Below are 22,515 nucleotides of genomic sequence, written 5' to 3' on the forward strand. Positions count from 1 at the left end.
GTGCGCCCGGCTAGGGTGAGGTCATGGCAGTTGTGAAGATCAACGCGATCGACGTTCCGCCCGGTGGCGGCGAGGAGTTGGAGAAGCGGTTCGCTGCCCGGGCCCGCGCGGTGGAGAACTCCCCCGGTTTCCTCGGTTTCGAACTGCTGCGCCCGGTGGCCGGCGAGAACCGCTACTTCGTCTACACCCGGTGGGAGACCGAGCAGGCGTACCAGGACTGGGCCGCCGGCCCCGCCCGAGCCGCCCACGCCACCCCGCCCGGCGCCGAGCGGCGGCCACCCGTCGCCTCCGGCGCCACCCTCCTCGAATTCGAGGTCGTGCAGCAGGTCCCCTGACCGACCGCCCACCACTGCTGGCTCGGAGCGGTTAGCGACAGGCAGGTCAGGAGGGGCGGGTGGTGGTGAGGGTGGCGAAGGCGATGACGTTGTCGGCGTAGCCGGTGCCACCGCCGAGCCAATCGCCGCCGCAGGTGATCAGCCGCAGGCCGGGCGGGCCCTCGTGGCCGTAGACCCGGTCGGCGGGCAGCCGGTCCTTCGGGAAGTGTTCCACCGAGTTCACGGTGAACACGGCCACCGAGTCGTCCTCCCGGGCCACCTCGACGGTGTCCCCCACCTTGAGCTTGCCCAGGTCGTAGAAGACCGACGGGCCGCTCTTGGTGTCCACGTGCCCGACGATGACCGCCGGCCCCGGATCCCCCGGCACCGGCCCACGGTCGTACCACCCGGTTTCCTCGTGCCGGCTCAGCGGCGGCACGGCGATCGAGCCGTCCGGTGCGTCGCCGACCGGCTTCACCGGCGCCGAGACGTCGATCGACGGGATCGACAGGCTCACCGGCCGCGCGGCGGTACGCCCGGCGGGTACCGCCGATGCCCCGCCGGAGCCGCGTTCACCGCCGGTGGCGGTCCAGTCGAGCGGACCGCCGACGGTGTGCCCGAGCCCGGCGCCGGTGGCGAACACGCCGGCCAGCACGAGCACCACCGCGAGCGGCAGCGACCACGGGCTGCGCCCGGAGCGTGCCGCGCGGCCGGATCCGCCGGCGCTGCGCGGTGCCCGACGCCGGTCGGTGAACGGTGCTGCGGCGCGAGCGCGCCGGGAGCCGATGTCCGGCACCGCCGCCCAGCCGTGCGGGCGCGGCATGGAACCGGAGCCCGTCACAAGGTCGCGAGGCACAGATCCGGAGCCCGCCGATCGGTCGCCGTAGGGCGGCGCGGAGCCGGGGCCCGCAGCCCGATCACCGTGACCCGGCGGGCGGCCAGGGTCCGCAGCCCGGTCGCGGTGGCGCGGTGGCGGGCTCGCCGAGGGTACGAACAGGTCGGGTCGATAGCTGGGGCGGGGTGGACTACCGGCGGGACGGGGGGTGCGGGCGGCGGTCATGGCGGCTCACCGTCGGCTACCGCGACGGCGGGTCGCGGTGACCCAGAGGACCATCCCGGTGACGGTCAGCGCCAGACCGCCGGGGAGCAGCAGATTGGCGGTGATGTTGCCGGCACCACCGCCGAAGCCGGTCGCCGGGCCTCGACTGGGCTTCATCTGGCGTACGACCTGGATCATGGTGGACGCGGTCTCGCCGCCCCGGCACTCCAGCTTGACCCGGTAGTTGCCGGGGAGCACCCGCTCCTTGACCATCGCGGTGCCGGTCAGCAGCCCGCGCTGCGGCTGCACGGCGACCCGGCCGAACGCGTCCGAGACGACGATGGCGCCCACCGAGTTGTCGTGGCAGCTGGCCCGCAGCCCGACCAGATGGCCCGGTTCCACCATGCTCGGCGAGACCTCCACGAACACGGTCGGGCCCGGCTGCGGTGCGCCCGCAGGCGCGCCGGGTTGCCCACCGCCGGGTTGCCCGGCGGCGACCGGCGCGACGGCGGCCCGCGCGGGTGACGCCACGGCCGGCGCCGCCGCGAGCAGCGGAGTGGCCAGGGTGAGCGCGAGCAACGAAGCGAAGGCTGCGACGGTACGCGGCGAAGCAGCGGAGAGCGCCGGACGAGTATGCGTGGCTGCTGACACGATGCCCCCTCCCGGTGCGCCGGTTGCGGTCGCCGGGCACTGCCGGACACCCGGTCCTGCCTTCCACCGATGATGGTCTCACCACCGGGCGTACATCACATCCGGTCTTGCGTGGTGCTCGCGTAGGCTCGGTTGGTGGTGACCTCCACCGACCCGACTCCCGCCGTCGCCGCGCCGCACCTGGCGCGGGCGATCCGTACCTACCACCCCCGGCGCGGCCGGATGAGCGGCCGGCAGGTGACGGCGTTGGACCAGCTCTGGCCGAGGTACGGGCTGCGCGTCGCCGACGCCGCCCCGTTCGACCCCGTCGGCCTGTTCGGCCGCCGGGCCCCACTGGTGGTCGAGATCGGATCCGGCATGGGCGATGCGACCGCCGAAATGGCCGCCGCCGACCCGGATCGAGATTATCTGGCGGTCGAGGTGCACACCCCGGGAATCGCGAACCTGCTGGACCTGATCCACCTTCGTGACCTGGGCAATGTCCGGATCGTCGAGGGCGACGTGATGGAGTTGCTCGATCTGCTGCCAGCCGCCTCGCTGGACGCGGTACACGTCTTCTTTCCGGACCCGTGGCCGAAGTCCCGCCACCACAAGCGGCGGCTGATCCAGCCGACGCATGTGGCGCGGTTGCGTTCCCGGTTGGCGGTCGGCGGCACGCTGCACTGCGCCACCGACTGGGCGGAGTACGCCGAGGCGATGCGGGCGACGCTGGACGCCGACCCTGGCCTGGTCAACGCCTACGACGGGTACGCTCCCCGGCCCGCGTACCGGCCGGTGACCCGGTTCGAGCGGCGGGCGCTGCGCGCCGGCCGCCCGGTCGCCGATCTGATCTACCGCCGCCGCTGAGGTGGCGCGCCGCCGGCCGGCCCGCGCGCCGGCTGCCCGGCTCTGCCCGGCTGGCCTCGATGACCGGTGCCCGGCCCGCCCCGGTTGGCGTCGCGGCGCGTGATCCAGGCACCATGGACCGGCCATGACACTCACCGCCGCGCTGCCGAAGACCGCCGACCCCGACACCCTCTACGACGCGTTCGCCAGTTGGGCGTCCGAGCGCGGCCTGGACCTCTACCCCCACCAGGAGGAGGCGGTCATCGAGATCGTCTCCGGGGCGAACGTGATCATGAATACCCCGACCGGCTCGGGCAAGAGCCTGGTCGCCATCGCCGCGCACTTCGCCGCCCTGGCCGACGACCGGACGACCTTCTACACCGCGCCGATCAAGGCGCTGGTGTCGGAGAAGTTCTTCGCGTTGTGTGAGGTCTTCGGTGCCGAGAACGTCGGGATGCTCACCGGCGACGCCAGCGTCAACGCCGACGCCCCGATCATCTGCTGCACCGCGGAGATCCTGGCCAACCTGGCGCTGCGCGAGGGCAGCCGGGCCGACGTCGGCCAGGTGGTCATGGACGAGTTCCACTTCTACGCCGAACCGGACCGGGGCTGGGCCTGGCAGGTGCCGCTGATCGAGCTGCCGCAGGCCCAGTTCGTGCTGATGTCGGCCACGCTTGGCGACACCACCCGGTTCGTCGACGACCTGACCCGGCGTACCGGCCGGGCGACCGCCGTCGTCCGCTCGGCCGAGCGGCCGGTCCCGCTGCTCTTCTCGTACGCGATGACGCCGCTGCACGAGACCCTCGAAGAGTTGCTGGAGACCAAGCAGGCCCCGGTGTACGTGGTGCACTTCACCCAGGCCGCCGCCCTGGAACGCGCCCAGGCGCTGATGAGCGTCAACGTCTGCACCCGGGCCGAGAAGGACCTGATCGCGGCGGCGATCGGCGGGTTCCGGTTCACCTCCGGCTTCGGCAAGACCCTGTCCCGGCTGGTCCGGCATGGCATCGGCGTGCACCACGCCGGGATGCTGCCCAAGTACCGCCGGCTGGTGGAGACCCTGGCCCAGGCCGGGCTGCTCAAGGTCATCTGCGGTACGGACACCCTCGGCGTCGGGATCAACGTGCCGATTCGCACGGTGCTGTTCACCGGCCTGTCCAAGTACGACGGGGTACGCACCCGGCTGCTCAAGGCCCGCGAGTTCCACCAGATCGCCGGCCGGGCCGGCCGGGCCGGATTCGACACCATCGGCCGGGTCGTCGTGCAGGCGCCCGAACACGTCATCGAGAACGAGAAGGCCCTCGCCAAGGCGGGCGACGACCCGAAGAAGCGGCGCAAGGTGGTCCGCAAGAAGCCGCCGGAGGGCTCCATCGGCTGGGGCAAGCCGACCTTCGACCGCCTGGTGGAGGCCGAACCGGAACCGCTCACCTCCAGCTTCCAGGTCAGCCACTCGATGCTGCTCAACGTCATCGGCCGCCCCGGTGACGCGTTCGTGGCCATGCGGCACCTGCTCACCGACAACCACGAGGACGCGGCGGCACAGCGCCGGCACATCCGCCGGGCCATCGCCATCTACCGGGCGTTGCGGGCCGGCGGCGTGGTCGAGGAGCTGCCCGAGCCGGACGAGACCGGTCGGCGGGTCCGGCTCACCGTCGACCTGCAACTCGACTTCGCGCTCAACCAGCCGCTGTCGCCCCTCGCGCTGGCCACCATCGAGCTGCTGGACAGCGAGTCGCCGTCGTACGCCCTGGATGTGCTGTCGGTGATCGAGTCGATCCTCGACGACCCGCGCCAGGTGCTCTCCGCGCAGCAGTTCAAGGCTCGCGGCGAGGCGGTCGCCGCGATGAAGGCGGAGGGCATCGAGTACGAGGCTCGGCTCGAACTGCTCGACGAGGTGACCTGGCCCAAGCCGCTCGCCGAGCTGCTGGAGAACGCCTACGAGATGTACCGGCGGGGGCACCCGTGGGTGGCCGACCACCAGCTCTCCCCCAAGTCCGTCGTGCGGGACATGTACGAGCGGGCGATGACCTTCACCGAGTACGTGCAGTTCTACGGGCTGTCCCGCTCGGAGGGGCTGGTGCTGCGCTACCTGGCCGACGCGTACAAGACGCTGCGGCAGACGGTGCCCGAGGAGGCCAAGACCGAGGAACTTGTCGACCTGATCGAGTGGCTGGGTGAGCTGGTCCGCCAGGTCGACTCCAGCCTCATCGACGAGTGGGAGCGGCTACGCAACCCGACCGACCTGCCCGAGGTGGCCGCCGCCCTGGACGACCGGCCGGCGGCGGTGACCCGCAACCCGCGGGCGTTCCGGGTGCTGGTGCGCAACGCCCTGTTCCGGCGAGTGGAGCTGGCCGCGCTGCGGCAGTGGGACGCGCTGGGCGAGCTGGACGCCGACTCCGGTTGGCCCGCCGACGCCTGGGCCGACGCGCTGGAGCCCTACTTCGAGTCGTACGACGGCATTGGAACCGGCCCGGACGCCCGCGGCCCGGCGCTGCTGATGATCGAACAGGGTCGGGAGCGCTGGACGGTGCGGCAGATTCTGGACGACCCGGAGGGCGACCACGACTGGGGCATCAGCGCCGAAGTCGACCTGGCCGCCTCCGACGAGGCGGGTGCCGCCGTCGTGCGGATCACCGACGTCGGCCAGCTCTGAAAATTTTCCTACGGGGGCCGTCCGGGATGCCCGGGCGGCCCCTTTCGTGCCCTGGGCGATGTCAGGGTCGTCGATTAGAATGTATGTACTAATTGAGTTCCTGACCTGGGAGGATGCTCGTGACCGCGACCGTCTCCGCCCCCCTCACGCCGTACGCCACCCTCCTCGGTTTCACCCGGTACGTCGACCGCACCGGCCCGACCAAGGCCAGCTTTGTCGGCGGCCTACGCCGACAGCGGGCGAGCCGTTCCGGGTTCAACCCGCACGGCCAGTTCGTCAAGGCACTCAAGGCCGACATCGCCTTCCACACCGGCGGCACCCACCTGACGCAGGTGGTCGACGTGGTCAAGCCCCGCTGGCGCCCGCTCTACCAGTCGCTCGTGCCCGGCGCGACGGCCTGGCTGCACTCGCTCGGCGAGCCCGCCGAGGTCGACCTGGCCCAGACCCGCGACGCGCTGGCCATGCTCGGCGACCTTCCAATCAAGATCAACCCCCACTTCGGCATCCGGTACGCCGACGGTCGCGCCGAGGCGGTACGCCTGCACTTCGACGAGGCCCCGCCCAGCGAGGAGGCGACCCTGGCGGCACTGCACCTGACCGCCCGTCACATGGACGCCGTGCTCCCGCACGCCGAGCCGGTCCTGGTAGACGTACGCCGGGGCATCACCCACCGGATGCCCGACAACGCCAGGCCCCACGAGATCGAAAGCTGGCTCGCCGGCGAGGCAGCCGCCTTCCGCGCCATCTGGTCCGCCGCCGCCTGACCCCAACCCGCCCCGCTCTGCCCCGCCCGTGCCATGCCATGCCGCCCGTGCCGTGCCATGCCTTGCCATGCCGCCCGTGCCGTGCCGTGCCGTGCCGTGCCGTGCCGCAGAAATATGAGCAACTTCGGGCAAAGTGTCGCCTCGACGCACCCAGAGGCAGCACTTTCCCCGAAGTTGCTTAAGCAGTCGCGCCCCGTCGGGGCGGGGCGGCGGGGTGGCGGGGTTATCCACAGGGGCGGCGGGGCGGCGGAGTTATCCACAGGGGCGGCGGGCAGTGCTTGCGGTCGTCCATCGTGGACGGCATGGCCAAATCCGCTCGGCGTCCACCGCAACTGCGCGGGCGCGTCTTCCGTGGTTCCCGTGCTGTGGCCCGAGGGCTACTGACCCGGGGCGAACTACGCAGCAGGGCGTGGCGACCAGTCTTCCGGGACGTGTACGCCGACGCACAGCTCACGATCTCGCACCGCACCCGATGCCTGGCCGCGGCGCGGTGGGTGCTCCCACCCGGGGCGGTGATCGCCGGTCGGAGCGCCGCCGCGCTGTTCGGTGTCGGGTTCATCGGGGACGCCGATCCGCTCGACATCCTCGTGCCCGCCGGTCTCCGCTTCGGGCCGGTCGCCGGTCTGGTGGTGCACACCGGCGAGGTCGCCGAGGCCGATGTGCTGTCGCACGCCGGCATGCCGGTCACCACGCCCTTACGGACTTGCTGGGATCTGGCTCAATGGCTCGGCGTCGAGGAGGCCGTGGTCCTGGTGGACCGGCTGCTCGGCCAACGACTGGTACGCGCCGAACAGTTGCGGGAGATGGCGGACCGGCGGCGCGGTGCCCGGGGCTGGAAACGCATGCTTCGGGTGACACAGCTGGCCGACCCGGGCGCGGAGTCGGCTCAGGAGTCGCGGCTGCGGGTGCGGATCGTGCTGGCCGGTGTTCGTCGGCCTGTCACCCAGTTCGTGGTAGAACGTGACGGCAGGTTCATCGCCCGGGTCGACCTCGCCTGGCCAGAGTTGAAGATCGCGGTTGAGTACGACGGGCTCTGGCACGACGATCCGCAGCAACTCCATCGCGACCGGCGACGCCTCAACCGCCTGCTCGGCGATGACTGGATCGTGTTGCACGTGACCGCCCAGCGGCTCCGCGAGGACTTCGACGGCTTCCTCGCCGAACTCCGCCAGGCAATACGCACCCGCACCCGCTGATCCCGCCACCCCACGCACAAGGGCAGACGGGCACAAGCGCAAACGGGCACAAGCGCAGACGGGCACAAGCGCAGACGGCAACACCGCCCGTGATCAGAGGTGCGAGCAGGGCACCCTAGTGGGGGGTGGGTGGGGTCAGGTCGGTGACGGGCACGACCTTCGGATCCTCGGGGTTGCCGACTATGACGCGTAAGGCCGGATAGCGGTCGGCCAGGAGCTGGCGGCAGGGGTCGCAGGGGGTGACGAGGGACCGGCCGCGGTCGCCGACGGTGACGATTGTCTCCAGCTCTGCCACGCCCTGCGTGGCGGCGGTGCCGAGCGCGACCGTCTCGGGGCAGGCCCCTCCCGTGGCGTGCACCACGTTGACTGCGGAGATCACCCGACCGTCGGCGGTACGCGCCGCCGTGGCGAGGGTGTGGGTGGCGCTGCGGCAACGCAGCTTCGCCACCGCGCTGGCGGCCTGCACCAGCGCCCGATCGGTGTCACGCATCGTCATCGGCGTCCCCGTGTCCCGCTCCCAGCCCGGCGCCCAACGATAGACCTCCCCCTCGACGGTGGCACGCCACCGCCCCCCTGGTACGCGCTGCGCGACATCGTCGGAAAGGGTCTACGTCGCCTGCCCGCTCTGCTTCAACCCACGCATCAGTTACCGGCCGCAGCCGTTGCGCCCGGTGAAGCAGAGCAAGGCCCGGTGGAGCAAGGCCCGGTGAAGCAGAGCGAGGCCCGGTAGAGCAAGGCCCGGTAGAGCCATGCCCCGGATAGAGCCAGGCCGGTGGAGCAAGGGCGGGTGGAGCAGAGCACGGGAGGTGCCTCGGCCAGCCGATCCGAGCATGCGGGGCACGGCGCGGGTAACCAGGAGGCGGACCGGCAATCGGCTGCCTATCCTTGGCCACGACATGCAGAATCCAGCCTCACCCGCCGCGACCGATCCCGTTCGGGAGTTGCAGCGTCGCCTCTCCCCGCTGATGTTCCGCGACCAGCGTCAGCTGCGCCGTCGACTCGACGGGCTGCGGAAGCTACGCGACCCGCAGCGACGCGAGTCGGTGCTGGCGGAGATCGTCGCCGAGACGGCTGCGGCGGAGGGTCGGCTGGAGCGGCGGAAAGCCGCGGTACCGAAGATCGTCTACCCGGCAAGTCTGCCGGTCAGCGACCGCAAGGATGACATCGCCGCGGCGATCCGCGATCACCAGGTGGTGATCGTGGCGGGCGAGACCGGTTCGGGCAAGACCACCCAGTTGCCGAAGATCTGCCTGGAGCTGGGGCGTGGCATCGGCGGCCTGATCGGGCACACCCAGCCCCGGCGGTTGGCGGCGCGTACGGTGGCCGACCGGATCGCCGAGGAGTTGGGGACCGAACTCGGTGACGTGGTCGGCTACAAGGTGCGCTTCACCGATCAGGTGGGCGAGAACAGCCTGGTCAAGCTGATGACCGACGGCATCCTGCTGGCTGAGTTGCAGACCGACCGGATGCTGCGCCAGTACGACACGTTGATCATCGACGAGGCGCACGAGCGCAGCCTCAACATCGACTTCATTCTCGGGTACCTTCGGCAGCTCCTGCCGCGCCGCCCCGACCTCAAGGTGATCATCACCTCGGCGACCATCGAGACCGACAGGTTCGCGCGGCATTTCGCCGGGCCACCGACCGCCGAGCATCCCGACGGCGAGCCGGCGCCGGTGGTGGAGGTCTCCGGCCGGACCTACCCGGTCGAGGTGCGCTACCGGCCACTGGTCGAGGTCGCCGACGGCGACGAGGAGGACACCGACGAGGAGAACGTCCGCGACCAGATCCAGGCGATCGGTGACGCGGTCGAGGAGCTGGCCGCCGAGGGGCCGGGCGACATCCTGGTCTTCCTCAGCGGTGAGCGGGAGATCCGGGACACCGCCGAGGCGCTGGGCAAGCTGGTGCAGCACCGGCGGCCCCTGCACAACACCGAGATCCTGCCGCTGTACGCCCGACTCAGCGTCGCCGAACAGCACCGGGTCTTCGCCCCGCACGGCGGGCGGCGGGTGGTGCTGGCCACGAACGTCGCGGAGACCTCGCTGACTGTGCCGGGCATCAAGTACGTGGTGGATCCCGGCACCGCCCGGATCTCCCGCTACTCGCAGCGGCTGAAGGTGCAGCGGCTGCCGATCGAGCCGATCTCCCAGGCCAGCGCCAACCAGCGCAAGGGCCGCTGCGGGCGTACCTCGGACGGCATCTGCATCCGGCTCTACGACGAGCAGGACTTCGCCTCCCGCCCCGAGTTCACCGATCCGGAGATCCTGCGGACCAACCTGGCCTCGGTCATCCTCCAGATGACCGCCATCGGGCTGGGCGACATCGCCGCGTTCCCGTTCATCGACCCGCCGGACCGCCGCAACATCACCGACGGCGTGAACCTGTTGCACGAGCTGGGCGCGATCGACCCGACCGAGACCGAGCCGAGCCGACGGCTCACGTCCCTCGGCCGGCGGCTGGCCCAGTTGCCGGTCGACCCCCGGCTGGCCCGGATGGTCCTGGAGGGCGAACGCAACGGCTGTGCCACCGAGGTGATGGTGATCGCCGCGGCCCTGTCGATCCAGGATCCACGCGAGCGGCCGGCGGAGAAGCAGGCCCAGGCCGACCAGGCGCACGCCCGGTTCGCCGACGCCGAATCCGACTTCGTCGCGTACCTCAACCTGTGGCGGTACCTGCGGGAGCAGCAGCGGGCACTTTCCTCAAGCGCGTTCCGGCGGATGTGTCGGGCCGAGTACCTCAACTACCTGCGGGTCCGGGAGTGGCAGGACATCGTCAGTCAGTTGCGCCAGGTGCTGCGTACCCCTGACGACCGGAACCGGGGACGGGGCCGGCGGGGCGGCGCGGACGCCGCGCCCGACGGCGGCGGCGGGCGACGTCAGGCCGGCGCGGACCTGCCGGAGGAGATCGACACACCGAAGGTGCACCAGTCGCTGCTGCCCGGCCTGCTGTCGCACGTCGGCCTCAAGGACGCGCAGAAGCACGAGTACCTGGGCGCGCGCGGGGCGAAGTTCGCCCTGTTCCCGGGCTCGGCGCTGTTCCGCAAGCCGCCCCGCTGGGTGATGGCCGCCGAGCTGGTGGAGACCTCCCGGCTCTGGGGGCGGGTGAACGGGCGAATCGAACCCGAGTGGGTCGAGCCGCTCGCCCAGCACCTGGTCAAACGCAGCTACAGCGAGCCGCACTGGGAGAAGAAGCAGGCGGCGGTGATGGCGTACGAGAAGGTCACCCTCTTCGGCGTCCCGCTGGTCACCTCCCGCAAGGTCAACTTCGGTCGGATCGACCCGACGCTGAGCCGGGAGTTGTTCATCCGGCACGCGCTGGTCGAGGGCGACTGGTCCACCCACCACCAGTTCTGGCGGGACAACCAGCGGCTGCTGACCGAGATCGAGGAGTTGGAGAACCGGGCCCGGCGCCGCGACATCCTGGTCGACGACGAGACGATCTTCCAGTTCTACGACGAACGCATCCCGGCCGACGTGGTCTCCGGTCGGCACTTCGACAGCTGGTGGAAGAAGACCCGTCGGGAGCGACCCGAGCTGCTCACCTTCACCCGGGAGCTGCTGGTCAACGCGGGCCGGGGCGGGCTGGACGAGGCCGACTACCCCGACGAGTGGCGGACCGAGGGGGTGGCGTTGCCGCTGACGTACACGTTCGACCCGGGTACGGCGACCGACGGCGTGACGGTGGACATTCCGCTGCCGTTGCTCAACCAGGTGCCCGCCGAGAGCTTCGACTGGCAGGTGCCGGGGCTGCGCGAGGAACTGGTCGTGGCGCTGATCCGGTCGCTGCCGAAGCCGGTACGGCGCAACTTCGTGCCGGTGCCCGACTACGCCCGCGCCGCGCTGGCCGCGATCACTCCCGGCGAGGAGCCGCTGCTGGACGCGCTGACCCGACAGCTGCGGCGGATGACCGGGGTGACCGTGCCGAGGGACGCCTGGGATCTGGGCAGGCTGCCGCCGCACCTGCGGGTCACTTTCCGGGTGCTCGGCGACGACGACAAACCGGTCGCCGAGGGCAAGGATCTGCCGGCCCTGCAACGTCAGCTCAAGGCGGAGGTACGCCAGGTGGTGGCCGCCGCCGCGCCGGAGGTGGCCCGATCGGGGCTGACCGGCTGGGAGATCGGTACGCTGCCGCGCACCATCGAGCAGGTACGGGCCGGGTACGCGGTGACCGCCTACCCGGCGCTTGTGGACGAGGGCGCCACGGTCGGCGTGAAGGTGTTCGACTCCCCGGCCGAGCAGGAGGCCGCCCACTGGGCCGGCACCCGTCGGCTGCTGCGGCTGACCGTGCCGTCCCCGGCGAAGTTCCTCCAGGGCCGGTTGACCAACGAGGCGAAGCTGGCGTTGTCCCGCAACCCGCACGGCGGGGTGCAGGCGTTGATCGAGGATGCGGCCGGCGCGGCGATCGACAAGCTGATCGCCGACGCGGGCGGGCCGGCCTGGGACGAGGCGGGTTTCGCCGCGCTGCGCGAGAAGGTCCGGGCCGAGTTGGTGGACACGGTGGTGGCGGTGATGGACCGGGTCCGGGCGGTGCTCGCCACCGCGTACGCGGTGCAGCAGCGCCTCGGCGCGACGCGGAACCTGGCCGTGGTGGCCGCCCTGGCCGACGTCCGCAACCAGCTCACCGGCCTCGTGCACGCCGGCTTCATCACCGAGGCCGGGTACGCCCGGCTGCCCGACCTGCTGCGCTACCTGACCGCGATCGAGCGTCGGCTGGACCGGCTGCCGGGCAACCCGGCGCGGGACAAGCAGCAGCAGGACCGCGTCGCGGTGGTGCAACGCGAGTACGACGACCTACTGGCCGCCCTACCCCCGGCGCGACGCTCGTCGCAGGCGGTGCGCCAGATCCGCTGGATGATCGAGGAGTTACGGGTCAGCATCTTCGCCCAGGCCCTCGGCACCCCCTACCCCGTCTCCGAACAACGCATCTACCGCGCCATGGACGACGCCGAAGGGCGCTGACCGATAACTGCAGGTCGTCGTGGCGATCCGGGATCGGTCGCGATCCGCTATGGTTTGCGATGCTGGTCGGCTGGCGACTGGCGAATGCCTGGAGGCCACGTGTTCCTGACGATAATCATGATTTGTTATGTCGTCGGTCTCGTGATGAGTGCCGTGGTGCTGTTCGCGGTCGCCGTGACGTCATTCGCCACCACCAGTGTGGTCGATCGGGTGCTCGCTGGCGTCTTCTCTGTCGGCACGGCCGCGTACGTCTGGCTCCTGGTCCGCGACGACGGCGCCGCAGGTGTGTTCTCCGTCTTCTTTGTGGCCGCGCTGTTTGTTCCCTGCTACGCGGGCTACAAGCTGTACAAAGGATTTCGGCACCGGGAGCGGCTCCGGATGGAGCGAGAATCGGGCAAGCGAGCGGTGGCAGCAGCCGAGGACTGGCGTGCCGTGCGTCGCTGGTAGCCCGACGCGGATCGCCACAACGCTCGCCGTCGCGAACGCCTAGGGCAGGGGTTCGACGCCGGGCGGGAGCTGGGCGGTGGCGGTGGCGGTGTGCACGTAGTCGAGCAGGATGCGGCGTAGTTCTCGGCCGGCGTGGGTGGGCACCGCGTCGCGGCGGCGGGCCACGGCGATGGTGCGGCGTACGCCCGGAGGAGCGAGCCGGGTGACGCGGATGCCGGTCCGGCGGGCCACCACCATGCCGGGGACCACGGCGATGCCCAGCCCGGCCTCGACGAAACTGAGCACCGCGTCCATCTCCCCGCCGTCCACCGACAGGATCGGTTCGAAGCCGGCGGCCCGGCACGCCTGGAGGGTGGCGTCGCGCAGGTCGTAGCCCTCGCGGAACATCACCAGGGGCTGGTCGCGCAGGTCGGTGATGCGCAGGTCGGCACCGGGCGTGGCGGTGGGCACCGGGTCGACCGAGGCGACCACCAGGCTCTCGGTGAGGATCGGGTCGGCCCGCAGGCCGGGATCGGTGCCCTGGGCAGGCATGATGATCAGCGCGAGGTCGAGGTCGCCCCGGAGCAGGTCACGGACGAGATCCTGCGAGCCGCCCTCCTCCATTCGCAGGTCGACGGTCGGGTGGGCGTCGCGGAACCGGCGGAGCACCGGCGGGGCGAGGGAGGTGGCGAGGCTGGGGGTGGCCCCGAGGCGTACCCGGCCACGTCGCAGGCCGACCAGTTCCTGCACCTCCCGGGTGGCGGTCTCGACGTCGGCCAGGATCCGCTTGGCCAACGGCAGCAGCACCTCCCCCGCTGCGGTAAGCGTTATGTTGCCCCTTACCCGCTCGAACAGTGGCGCGCCGAGGGTGTCCTCCAACGCGTGAATTTGCTTACTCAATGAGGGCTGGGTGATGCCCACGACGTCGGCCGCCTGGGTGAAATGTCGTACTTCAGCCACTGCGACGAAGTACTTCAGCTGATGGAGCTGCATCTACATAGCTTATGGCTATCAAGACTGCGGTGTCGATGCATTGGACGACTGATCGAAGTGCTCCTAGCGTCGGTCGAGTGGTAGTCACGACGAGAACCCGGTCGCCCATCCGATCCAATGTCGGCCTCAAGGCCGTCATGGCGGTGACGGGCATCCTGCTGGTGCTGTTCCTCATCGCCCACATGCTGGGCAACCTGAAGATCTTCTCGGGCGCGTCCTCGTTCGACCACTACGCGCACTGGTTGCGCGAGATCGGCGTTCCGCTGCTGCCCAGCGCCGGGTTCCTGTGGATCCAACGGGTCGGCCTGCTGGCGGCGGTGCTGCTGCACATCTGGGCCGCCACGGTACTGGCGCTGCGCGCCCGCGCCGCCCGCCCGGTGCGCTACGCCCACCGCAAGAAGGTCCGGGGCAGCTACGCCGCCCGGACCATGCGGTGGGGCGGCGTGATCATCCTGCTCTTCGTGATCTACCACATCCTCGACCTGACCACCGGCACGCTGAACCCGGTCGGCGACCCGTCCCGGCCGTACGCGAACGTGGTCGCCGACTTCGCCCCGGAACGCTGGTACGTCACGGCCTTCTACACGCTGGCGATCGTCGCGCTCGGCTTCCACCTTCGGCACGGCGTGTTCAGCGCACTGCGCAGCCTGGGCCAGCAGACCCCGCGCGGCGAGCAGCGGGCCCGGGCGGTGGCGCTGGTCTTCGCGGTCGCGCTCTGCGCCGGCTACCTCGTGGTCCCGTTCGCCGTACTCACCGGATTGGTGTCCTGACCATGGATCTGTTCACCGAGGGCGACCCGATCGCCGACACCAGGGCTCCCGACGGGCCGATCGAGACCCGCTGGGAACGTCGCCGCTTCGAGGCGAAGCTGGTCAACCCGGCCAACCGCCGCAAGATGACCGTGATCGTGGTCGGCACCGGCCTGGCCGGTGGCTCCGCCGCGGCCACGCTCGCCGAGCAGGGCTACCGGGTCAAGTCGTACTGCTACCAGGACAGCCCCCGCCGGGCGCACTCGATCGCCGCGCAGGGCGGCATCAACGCCGCCAAGAACTACCGCAACGACGGCGACTCGGTGCACCGGCTCTTCTACGACACCGTCAAGGGCGGTGACTTCCGCTCCCGCGAGTCGAACGTGCACCGGCTGGCCGAGGTCTCGGTCAACATCATCGACCAGTGCGTCGCCCAGGGCGTGCCCTTCGCCCGCGAGTACGGCGGTCTGCTCGACACCCGTTCGTTCGGTGGCGCGCAGGTGCAGCGCACCTTCTACGCCCGGGGCCAGACGGGCCAGCAGTTGCTGCTCGGCGCGTACCAGGCGTTGGAGCGGCAGATCGGCCTGGGCAACGTGGAGATGAACGCCCGGCACGAGATGCTGGAGCTGATCGTCGTCGACGGCAAGGCCCGGGGCATCGTGGTCCGGGACATGGTCACCGGCGAGATCACCACGGAGTTCGCCGACGCGGTGGTGCTCGCCTCCGGCGGCTACGGCAACGTCTTCTACCTCTCCACCAACGCCAAGGGCTGCAACGTCACGGCCACCTGGCGGGCGCACCGCAAGGGCGCGTACTTCGCCAACCCCTGCTACACCCAGATCCACCCGACCTGCATCCCGGTCTCCGGCGACCACCAGTCGAAGCTGACCCTGATGAGCGAGTCGCTGCGCAACGACGGCCGGGTCTGGGTGCCGAAGGCCAAGGACGACGACCGGGCCCCCCGCGACATCCCCGAGGACGAGCGCGACTACTACCTGGAGCGCATCTACCCGTCCTTCGGCAACCTGGTGCCCCGCGACATCGCCTCCCGCGCCGCGAAGAACGTCTGCGACGAGGGCCGGGGCGTTGGCCCGACGAAGCTCGGGGTCTACCTCGACTTCGCCGACGCCATCGACCGGCTCGGCCGCAAGGCCATCGAGGCCAAGTACGGCAACCTCTTCGAGATGTACGAGCGGATCACCGGCGAGGACCCGTACGAGGTGCCGATGCGGATATACCCCGCGGTGCACTACACGATGGGCGGCCTGTGGGTGGACTACGACCTCCAGTCGACCATCCCCGGCCTGTTCGTCATCGGTGAGGCGAACTTCTCCGACCACGGCGCGAACCGGCTCGGCGCCTCAGCCCTGATGCAGGGCCTGGCCGACGGGTACTTCGTGCTGCCCAACACGGTCGCCAACTATCTCGCCGCCGGCCCGTTCGAGAAGGTCGACGCGACCCACCCGGCGGCCGTCGAGGCCCGTCGCGACGTGGAGGACCGCATCCAGCGGCTCCTCGCGATCGACGGTGACCGGACGGTGGACTCGTTCCACCGCGAGCTGGGCCAGATCATGTGGGAGCACTGCGGCATGGAGCGCTCCGAGGCCGGGCTGCGCAAGGCGATCGACGAGATCCGCGCCCTGCGGGACCAGTTCTGGCAGCGGGTCCGGGTGCCGGGCAACGGCGAGGGGCTCAACCAGTCGCTGGAGAAGGCCGGCCGGGTCGCCGACTTCTTCGAGCTGGCCGAGCTGATGTGCATCGACGCCCTGCATCGCGAGGAGTCCTGCGGCGGCCACTTCCGCGCCGAGCACCAGACGCCCGAGGGCGAGGCCCAGCGCGACGACGACCGGTTCGCGTACGTGGCGGCCTGGGAGTTCACCGCCACGGGTGAGCCCTCGGTGCTGCACAAGGAAGACCTGAACTTCGAATACGTCCACCCCACGCAGCGGAGCTACAAGTGAACCTGACCCTGCGCATCTGGCGCCAGTCCGGCCCCCAGGACAAGGGTCGGATGGTGAAGTACCAGGTCGACGACGTCTCCCCGGACATGTCGTTCCTGGAGATGCTCGACGTGCTCAACGAGCGGCTCATCCTCGCCGGTGAGGAGCCGGTCGCCTTCGACCACGACTGCCGTGAGGGCATCTGCGGCATGTGCGGCCTCATGATCAACGGCGACGCGCACGGTCCGCAGCGCGGCACCACCGCCTGCCAGCTGCACATGCGGCAGTTCAAAGACGGCGACACCATCGACATCGAGCCGTGGCGGGCCCGGGCCTTCCCGGTCATCAAGGACCTGGTGGTCAACCGCAACGCCTTCGACACGATCATCGCCGCTGGCGGGTACGTCACCGCGCCCACCGGCAGCGCGCCGGAGGCGCACTCCGTACCGGTGGCCAAGGCCGACGCCGACGCCGCCTTCGAGTCCGCCGCCTGCATCGGCTGCGGCGCCTGCGTGGCCGCCTGCCCGAACGGCTCCGGCATGCTGTTCACCGCGGCCAAGGTCACCCAGCTCTCGCTACTCCCCCAGGGCCAGCCGGAGCGCCACACCCGGGTGATCGGCATGGTCGACGCGCACGACGAGGCCGGTTTCGGCGGCTGCACCAACGCCGGCGAGTGCACGGTGGTCTGCCCGAAGGGCATCCCGCTGACCACCATCGGCCGCCTCAACCGCGACTACCTGGCCGCCACCACCCGCCACGCCGACACCCCCGGCACCTGACCACCCCACCCCCACCCCCACCCACCTGCTCCGTTGATCATGAGGTTGGCGGCAGTTTGAAGATCAACGACTGCCGCCAACCTCATGATCAACCTTGCGAGTGGGGGCGGGGGTGGGGGTGGTCGGTTAGGGGGCGTTGGTGGGGGTAGTGGGTGAGCTAGGGGGACGGCGGCGAGGTAGGAGGGGGCGGCATGCGGGCACTGACGTGGCAGGGCAAGCGGGACGTACGGGTCGAGGACGTGCCCGACCCGAGGATCGAGGAGCCGACCGACGCGATCGTACGGATCACCTCCACCGCCATCTGCGGCTCCGACCTGCACCTGTACGAAGTCCTCGGGCCCTACCTCAAGCCGGGTGACATCCTCGGCCACGAACCGATGGGCATCGTCGAGGAGGTCGGGCCCGGGGTGACCCGGCTCAAGCCCGGCGACCGGGTGGTGGTGCCGTTCAACATCTCCTGCGGATCCTGCTGGATGTGCCAGCGGCAGCTCTACGCCCAGTGCGAGACCACCCAGGTCACCGCCGAAGGCAAGGGTGCCGCGCTGTTCGGCTACACCTCCCTCTACGGGGCGGTGCCCGGCGGGCAGGCCCAGTTCCTCCGCGTCCCGTACGCCGAGTTCGGCCCGATCACGGTGCCGGCCGAGGGTCCGGACGAGCGCTGGCTCTACCTCTCCGACATCCTGCCGACCGCCTGGCAGGCCGTGAAGTACGCCGACACCCCGCGCGGCGGCACCCTGGCGGTCTTCGGCCTGGGGCCGGTCGGCCAGTTCTGCGCCCGCATCGGCCGCCACCTCGGCGCGGACCGGGTGATCGGCCTCGACCTGGTGCCGGAGCGGCTGGAGATGGCCCGCCGGCACGGTGTGGAGGTGCTCGACATCTCCCAGCTCGATGACGTGCCCGGCACGTTGATCGACCTGGTGGACGGCCGCGGGCCGGACGCCGTGATCGACGCGGTCGGGATGGAGTCGCACGGCGCGCCGCTGGGCAAGCTCGGCCAGGCCGCCGCCGGGCTGCTGCCGGACAAGCTCGCCCAGCCGATGATCGACAAGGTCGGGATCGACCGGCTGGTCGCGCTCAAGGCGGCGCTCAAGGCCGTCCGGCGCGGCGGCACCGTCTCCATCTCCGGGGTGTACGGCGGCGAGGTCGACCCGTTGCCGCTGATGGAGATGTTCGACCGGGGCATCCAGGTGCGGATGGGTCAGTGCCACGTGCGGCGCTGGACCGACGAGATCATCCCGCTGCTCACCGACGAGGACCCGCTCGGCGTGACCGACCTGCGTACCCACCGGCTGCCGCTGGAGCAGGCGCCGCAGGCGTACGAGATGTTCCAGAAGAAGCAGGACGGCTGCGTGAAGGTCGTTCTCGCCCCGTGAGCCCATCGACGGGATCACCTACGTCGATCCTTCGGCCTAGGGTGTGTCGTGGACACACCAGGGGACCGATGGGAGAGACGAGTGACCATCCGGATGGACCGCAGGACCGCGCTCGGCCTGGGCACCGTGGCGACGGCCGGCGCCGTGTTCGGCACCGCGATGCCCGCCGCCGCTGACCCCACCGAGCAGGCGGGCACGGGTGGCGGGTCGGGCAGTGATCGCCAGCGGCTCGCCGCCCGGATCGCCGCCGCCTTTGAACGGGTGAGCAGCCGGGCCGGCGGGAACTGGCAGGCGTACGTCAGCCTGGCCAGCCCGGACGGGCCGTTGGTCGCGGTGGACGAGTCGGCGGACCTGCGGATCGAGGCGTACAGCGTCAACAAGATCGCCGTGGCGGTCGCGGTGCTGGACAAGGTCGACCGGGGCCTGCTCACCCTCGACCACCAGGTGGAGGTGACCGAGGCGATCGTGGTGACCGGCGGGGACGGCATCTTCAGCCTGGACGGCGCCTACCCCAGCCTGGTCACCGTCGGCCACGTCCTGGCGAACCTGCTGACCGTCTCCGACGACACCGCGGTACGGCTCTGCGGGCTGGTCTGCCCGGCCGCCGAGGTCAACCAGATCCTGGTCGCCAAGGGCTTCCCGAACACCCAGGTGCAGCCGGTGGCCAACCCGAACCGCTTCTTCCTGGGCACCAGCACCCCACGGGAGACGCACGACCTGCTGCGGGCGCTGGTCGCCGGCACCCTGCTCTCCCCCGCCTCGACCGATCGAGTGCTGCGGCTGCTGCGCTCGCCGGTGGCCTTCACCGACGGGGTACGCCGCGAGATGTCCTCCGCCGAACGGGCCCGCGTCGCCACCAAGGCCGGCTGGTTCGTCGACGCCCGGCACGAAGCGGGAGTGATCTTCGACACTGCGGGTGCGCCACTTGTGACGTACGCACTCTTCGCCGACGGGCAGGCCGGCGCGGACGACTTCGGCGCCACCCACCCCGCCGTGCAGGCACGGGCCCGGTGGGGCCGGCGGGTCATGGACCTGACCGCCGGTTTCGGTGGCACCGGCACCACCCACCGCGAGCACACGTACCGCCCCAGCAACGGCGGCTGAACCCGGCCGGTGACGGCTACCGTGGACCTCGGGATCAACCGAGGGGGGACCATGCGGGCGCCGAACAAGCCGAGCGGACGTACGACCGGTCGGCGGATCACCGGGTCGGTGGCGGGCCTGGCCGCGTTGGCCGGGCTCGCCGGAGCGGCCTGGGCCGCGCGGAACGTGCCGGCCGCGATCGGCGGCCGGCTGGCCGGCGCCCGCGCCGAACGGGCGGCCCGGTCACCGCAGTTCCGGGACGGCGTCTTCCACAACCGGACGGACACCCGCACGATGGTGCCCGTCAGCGACCGCAACCTGTTCCGGGAACTGCTCTTCGGCAAGCAGAAGCGTCGGCCGGGCGCACCCGTGCCGCTGCTGCGACCGGCCGCCCAGACCGGGATCGACCCGGCGCGCGAGCTGAACATCGTCTGGTACGGCCACGCCTCCGCCCTGATCGAGATCGAGGGCAAGCGGGTGCTGCTGGACCCGGTGTGGAGCGACAGGTGCTCCCCGTCGACGGCGGTCGGCCCGCGCCGACTGCACGAGCCCCCGGTACGCCTCGACGAACTGCCCCGAATCGACGCGATCCTGATCTCGCACGACCACTACGACCATCTCGACATGGGCACGGTGCGGGAGCTGACCGCCCGGCAGTCGGCGCCGTTCCTGGTGCCGCTCGGGGTCGGTGCCCACCTGGACCGCTGGGGGGTACCGGCGGAGCGAATCATCGAGTTGGACTGGTCGCAGACCCACCGGGTGGCCGGGCTGGAGATCACCTGCACCGCCGCCCAGCACTTCTCCGGCCGGGGCCTGCGCCGCAACGGCACGCTGTGGAGTTCCTGGGTGGTGGCCGGCCAGCAGCGCCGCGTCTACTACACCGGAGACTCCGGCTACTTCGGCGGGTACGCCGAGATCGGCACCGCGCACGGGCCGTTCGACGTGACGCTGATGCAGATCGGCGCGTACGACCGGGCCTGGCCGGGCATCCACATGTTCCCGGAGGAGGCGGTCGCCGCCCACCTGGACCTGCGCGGTGGGCTGTTCATTCCGGTGCACTGGGCCACGTTCAACCTCGCCCTGCACGACTGGTCCGAGCCGGTGGACCGGCTCTGGGCCGAGGCGAAGGCCCGCGACGTGCGACTGGCCGTGCCGCGCCCCGGCGAGCGGGTGGTGGTCGACGACCCACCGCCGGTCGACGGCTGGTGGCAGGCCATCGCCTGAGCCGCCGACGGCCTGGGGTTACCGAGCCCCGGCCCGACTCAGAGGACAAAGGCGTCGGTCCAGAGGGCGCCGGAGCGGCCGGAGAGCGCGTCCAGCATCGCCACCGCCTGACCGTCGGTGAGCTGGGCGACGAAGTCCACGATGGCCCGGCCGCGCGCCTTGCCGAGCCGGTCCGGGGTACGCGGATGCAGTTCCGCCTCGGCCAACTCCACCAGGTCGTGCAGCCGCCGCGGCAGCCGGGACTCCTCCTCCGGATCCAGCAGCCACTCGCGCAGCGCGTCGACCAGGGTGTCGAGCAGCCGGGCCTGCCCCCGCTGGTGCAACGCCAGGTCGGGACGGGCCAGCACGAATCGGTGGTGGACGAACTTGAGCACCTGCACCTCGTGCCACTGGGCCGGGGCCAGCAGCACGTGCCCGGAGCGTACGGCGGGCTGCTCGACCACGGTGATCGCGTCCACGAAACGGGTGGTCCACCGGGCGGAGAAGCGGGCCACGTACTGCTCCGCCTCGATCGAACCGTCGAACGGCAGCGCGAGCAGCCCCTCGACCAGTTCCTCCCGGACGTGCTCGACGGCGGCGGCGAACGCCTCGTCGTCGGCGATCCAGGCGTCCTTGTGGTGCAGTTGACGGCGCAGCCGCTCGATCGACGAGCCCGGCCGGCGGGCCGAGGTGGCCAGCGCGGAGTCGGTGATCGCCCGCAGATGACCGCCCTCGCGCTGCCAGGCCATCAGCTCGGCGGCGACCGCGCCCTGCTGAAGCACCCCGACCCGGTAGAAGTCCTCCACGTCGTGGATGGCGTACGCGATGTCGTCGGCGGTGTCCATCACCGACGCCTCGACGGTCTGCTGCCAGTCGGCGATCCGGCCGGCGAACGGTGCCCGCGCCTGCCGCAGGTCGTCCAGTTCCGTGCGGTACGCCCCGAACTTCAGCGAGCCGCTGTCCGGGTCGTCGGGCGGCGGGGTCGCGCCGCGCGGCGGCGGATCCATCGTCCGGGGGTGCGGGTCGGGGTGGTCCAGCCGGGTCCACGGGTACTTCAGCATCGCCGCCCGCACCGCGGCGGTCAGGTCCAGGCCGGTGGTCGCCGCGCCCCGGATCTCGGTCGAGGTGACGATCCGGTACGACTGGGCGTTGCCCTCGAACCCGTCGGTCAGGCCGAGCCGGTGCCGGGCCAGCCGGTCCAGCACCCGCTCCCCCAGGTGCCCGAAGGGCGGGTGCCCGAGGTCGTGGGCGAGCGCGGCGGCCTCCACCACGTCCGGGTCGCAGCCGCCGAGCTTCTCCACCAGGTCGCGTTGGTGGTCGTCGGCGGTGAGCCGCTCGGCGATCGCCCGGGCCACCTGGGCGACCTTCAGGCTGTGGGTCAGCCGGTTGTGCACCAGCAGCCCGGACCCGCCCGGGCTGACCACCTGGGTGACGCCGCCGAGCCGGGTGAAGAACGGCGAGCCGACGATGCGGTCCCGGTCGGCCCGGAACGGGCTGGTCGCCAGGTCGCCGAGGGCCCGCGCGCTGCCGCCGAAGAGTCGGCGCGCCCGGGGGTCCACAGGTGGTTCCATG

General features: G+C 71.2%; 18 protein-coding genes. 13 read left to right on the forward strand and 5 right to left on the reverse strand.

All coding sequences use genetic code 11. From position 1 onward, the window contains the following. Positions 1–23: 23 nt before the first annotated feature. Entirely contained in the window at positions 24–335 is a 312-nt protein-coding gene (locus KBX50_RS05745; protein WP_204012123.1) for an antibiotic biosynthesis monooxygenase, read from the forward strand. 46 nt (positions 336–381) lie between these two features. On the opposite strand, the gene KBX50_RS05750 is transcribed toward KBX50_RS05745, so the two are convergent. Next, positions 382–1,137: a class F sortase gene (locus KBX50_RS05750; protein ID WP_210935272.1), complete on the reverse strand. Its 756-nt coding sequence runs from the start codon at positions 1,135–1,137 to the stop codon at positions 382–384. Positions 1,138–1,380: 243 nt separating this feature from the next. Then, positions 1,381–2,004: a hypothetical protein gene (locus KBX50_RS05755; RefSeq protein WP_210935274.1), complete on the reverse strand. Its 624-nt coding sequence runs from the start codon at positions 2,002–2,004 to the stop codon at positions 1,381–1,383. A gap of 222 nt (positions 2,005–2,226) precedes the next feature. Between KBX50_RS05755 and trmB the strand changes: the two genes are divergently transcribed. The 4 genes from trmB (at position 2,227) to KBX50_RS05775 (ending at position 7,439) form a co-directional block, all read left to right on the forward strand. Beyond that, entirely contained in the window at positions 2,227–2,850 is a 624-nt protein-coding gene (gene trmB, locus KBX50_RS05760; protein WP_247673237.1) for a tRNA (guanosine(46)-N7)-methyltransferase TrmB, read from the forward strand. A 124-nt stretch (positions 2,851–2,974) separates the two neighbouring features. Beyond that, positions 2,975–5,479: an RNA helicase gene (locus KBX50_RS05765; protein ID WP_210935275.1), complete on the forward strand. Its 2,505-nt coding sequence runs from the start codon at positions 2,975–2,977 to the stop codon at positions 5,477–5,479. Positions 5,480–5,592: 113 nt separating this feature from the next. Beyond that, positions 5,593–6,243, forward strand: a complete 651-nt coding sequence (locus KBX50_RS05770) for a hypothetical protein (protein ID WP_210935276.1) — start codon at positions 5,593–5,595, stop codon at positions 6,241–6,243. 302 nt (positions 6,244–6,545) lie between these two features. Continuing rightward, a complete protein-coding gene (locus tag KBX50_RS05775; protein ID WP_210935277.1) occupies positions 6,546–7,439 on the forward strand; it encodes a hypothetical protein in 894 nt (297 codons plus the stop codon). A 115-nt stretch (positions 7,440–7,554) separates the two neighbouring features. On the opposite strand, the gene KBX50_RS05780 is transcribed toward KBX50_RS05775, so the two are convergent. Continuing rightward, a complete protein-coding gene (locus KBX50_RS05780) occupies positions 7,555–7,935 on the reverse strand; it encodes a cytidine deaminase (RefSeq protein ID WP_210935278.1) in 381 nt (126 codons plus the stop codon). Between the two features lie 400 nt (positions 7,936–8,335). Here KBX50_RS05780 and hrpA point away from each other — a divergent pair, with 400 nt between their 5' ends. Both hrpA and KBX50_RS05790 read left to right on the forward strand, forming a co-directional pair. After that, the gene (gene hrpA, locus KBX50_RS05785; protein ID WP_210935279.1) at positions 8,336–12,397 is read left to right on the forward strand and encodes an ATP-dependent RNA helicase HrpA; all 4,062 of its coding nucleotides are present in this window, start codon (positions 8,336–8,338) and stop codon (positions 12,395–12,397) included. 99 nt (positions 12,398–12,496) lie between these two features. After that, a complete protein-coding gene (locus KBX50_RS05790; RefSeq protein ID WP_210935281.1) occupies positions 12,497–12,844 on the forward strand; it encodes a hypothetical protein in 348 nt (115 codons plus the stop codon). 39 nt (positions 12,845–12,883) lie between these two features. On the opposite strand, the gene KBX50_RS05795 is transcribed toward KBX50_RS05790, so the two are convergent. Then, positions 12,884–13,816: a LysR family transcriptional regulator gene (locus tag KBX50_RS05795; protein ID WP_210935283.1), complete on the reverse strand. Its 933-nt coding sequence runs from the start codon at positions 13,814–13,816 to the stop codon at positions 12,884–12,886. A gap of 77 nt (positions 13,817–13,893) precedes the next feature. Here KBX50_RS05795 and KBX50_RS05800 point away from each other — a divergent pair, with 77 nt between their 5' ends. The 6 genes from KBX50_RS05800 (at position 13,894) to KBX50_RS05825 (ending at position 20,964) form a co-directional block, all read left to right on the forward strand. Further along, the gene (locus KBX50_RS05800) at positions 13,894–14,586 is read left to right on the forward strand and encodes a succinate dehydrogenase cytochrome b subunit (RefSeq protein ID WP_281561933.1); all 693 of its coding nucleotides are present in this window, start codon (positions 13,894–13,896) and stop codon (positions 14,584–14,586) included. 2 nt (positions 14,587–14,588) lie between these two features. After that, positions 14,589–16,526 (forward strand): fumarate reductase/succinate dehydrogenase flavoprotein subunit, encoded by a 1,938-nt coding sequence (locus tag KBX50_RS05805; RefSeq protein ID WP_210935285.1) that lies wholly within the window; start codon positions 14,589–14,591, stop codon positions 16,524–16,526. Beyond that, positions 16,523–17,284 carry a succinate dehydrogenase/fumarate reductase iron-sulfur subunit gene (locus KBX50_RS05810; RefSeq protein ID WP_210935287.1) on the forward strand — a complete coding sequence of 254 codons (762 nt, stop codon included), beginning with the start codon at positions 16,523–16,525 and terminating at the stop codon, positions 17,282–17,284. The genes KBX50_RS05805 and KBX50_RS05810 overlap by 4 nt, the downstream gene beginning before the upstream one ends. 191 nt (positions 17,285–17,475) lie before the next feature. Further along, entirely contained in the window at positions 17,476–18,657 is a 1,182-nt protein-coding gene (locus KBX50_RS05815) for a zinc-dependent alcohol dehydrogenase (RefSeq protein WP_210935289.1), read from the forward strand. Between the two features lie 81 nt (positions 18,658–18,738). Continuing rightward, on the forward strand, positions 18,739–19,761 hold the full coding sequence (locus KBX50_RS05820; RefSeq protein WP_307870855.1) for a serine hydrolase: 1,023 nt from the start codon (positions 18,739–18,741) through the stop codon (positions 19,759–19,761). 51 nt (positions 19,762–19,812) lie between these two features. Continuing rightward, entirely contained in the window at positions 19,813–20,964 is a 1,152-nt protein-coding gene (locus KBX50_RS05825; RefSeq protein ID WP_210935291.1) for an MBL fold metallo-hydrolase, read from the forward strand. A 38-nt stretch (positions 20,965–21,002) separates the two neighbouring features. Here the strand turns inward: KBX50_RS05825 and KBX50_RS05830 are convergent, their stop codons facing one another. Next, positions 21,003–22,514 carry a deoxyguanosinetriphosphate triphosphohydrolase family protein gene (locus KBX50_RS05830; RefSeq protein WP_210935293.1) on the reverse strand — a complete coding sequence of 504 codons (1,512 nt, stop codon included), beginning with the start codon at positions 22,512–22,514 and terminating at the stop codon, positions 21,003–21,005. Between the last annotated feature and the right edge of the window lies 1 nt (position 22,515).

It is taken from the genome of Micromonospora sp. C51 (assembly GCF_018070435.1).
Lineage (GTDB): Bacteria > Actinomycetota > Actinomycetes > Mycobacteriales > Micromonosporaceae > Micromonospora > Micromonospora sediminimaris.

Bases quoted from the DNA above. Each gene is read 5' to 3' on its own strand.
- KBX50_RS05745 (WP_204012123.1), top strand. From the start codon at position 24: ATGGCAGTTGTGAAGATCAACGCGATCGACGTTCCGCCCGGTGGCGGC.
- KBX50_RS05830 (WP_210935293.1), bottom strand. From the start codon at position 22,514: ATGGAACCACCTGTGGACCCCCGGGCGCGCCGACTCTTCGGCGGCAGC.
- KBX50_RS05765 (WP_210935275.1), top strand. From the start codon at position 2,975: ATGACACTCACCGCCGCGCTGCCGAAGACCGCCGACCCCGACACCCTC.
- KBX50_RS05805 (WP_210935285.1), top strand. From the start codon at position 14,589: ATGGATCTGTTCACCGAGGGCGACCCGATCGCCGACACCAGGGCTCCC.
- trmB (WP_247673237.1), top strand. From the start codon at position 2,227: ATGAGCGGCCGGCAGGTGACGGCGTTGGACCAGCTCTGGCCGAGGTAC.
- KBX50_RS05750 (WP_210935272.1), bottom strand. From the start codon at position 1,137: ATGCCGCGCCCGCACGGCTGGGCGGCGGTGCCGGACATCGGCTCCCGG.
- KBX50_RS05815 (WP_210935289.1), top strand. From the start codon at position 17,476: ATGCGGGCACTGACGTGGCAGGGCAAGCGGGACGTACGGGTCGAGGAC.
- KBX50_RS05770 (WP_210935276.1), top strand. From the start codon at position 5,593: ATGCTCGTGACCGCGACCGTCTCCGCCCCCCTCACGCCGTACGCCACC.
- hrpA (WP_210935279.1), top strand. From the start codon at position 8,336: ATGCAGAATCCAGCCTCACCCGCCGCGACCGATCCCGTTCGGGAGTTG.
- KBX50_RS05825 (WP_210935291.1), top strand. From the start codon at position 19,813: ATGCGGGCGCCGAACAAGCCGAGCGGACGTACGACCGGTCGGCGGATC.
- KBX50_RS05795 (WP_210935283.1), bottom strand. From the start codon at position 13,816: ATGCAGCTCCATCAGCTGAAGTACTTCGTCGCAGTGGCTGAAGTACGA.
- KBX50_RS05780 (WP_210935278.1), bottom strand. From the start codon at position 7,935: ATGACGATGCGTGACACCGATCGGGCGCTGGTGCAGGCCGCCAGCGCG.
- KBX50_RS05775 (WP_210935277.1), top strand. From the start codon at position 6,546: ATGGCCAAATCCGCTCGGCGTCCACCGCAACTGCGCGGGCGCGTCTTC.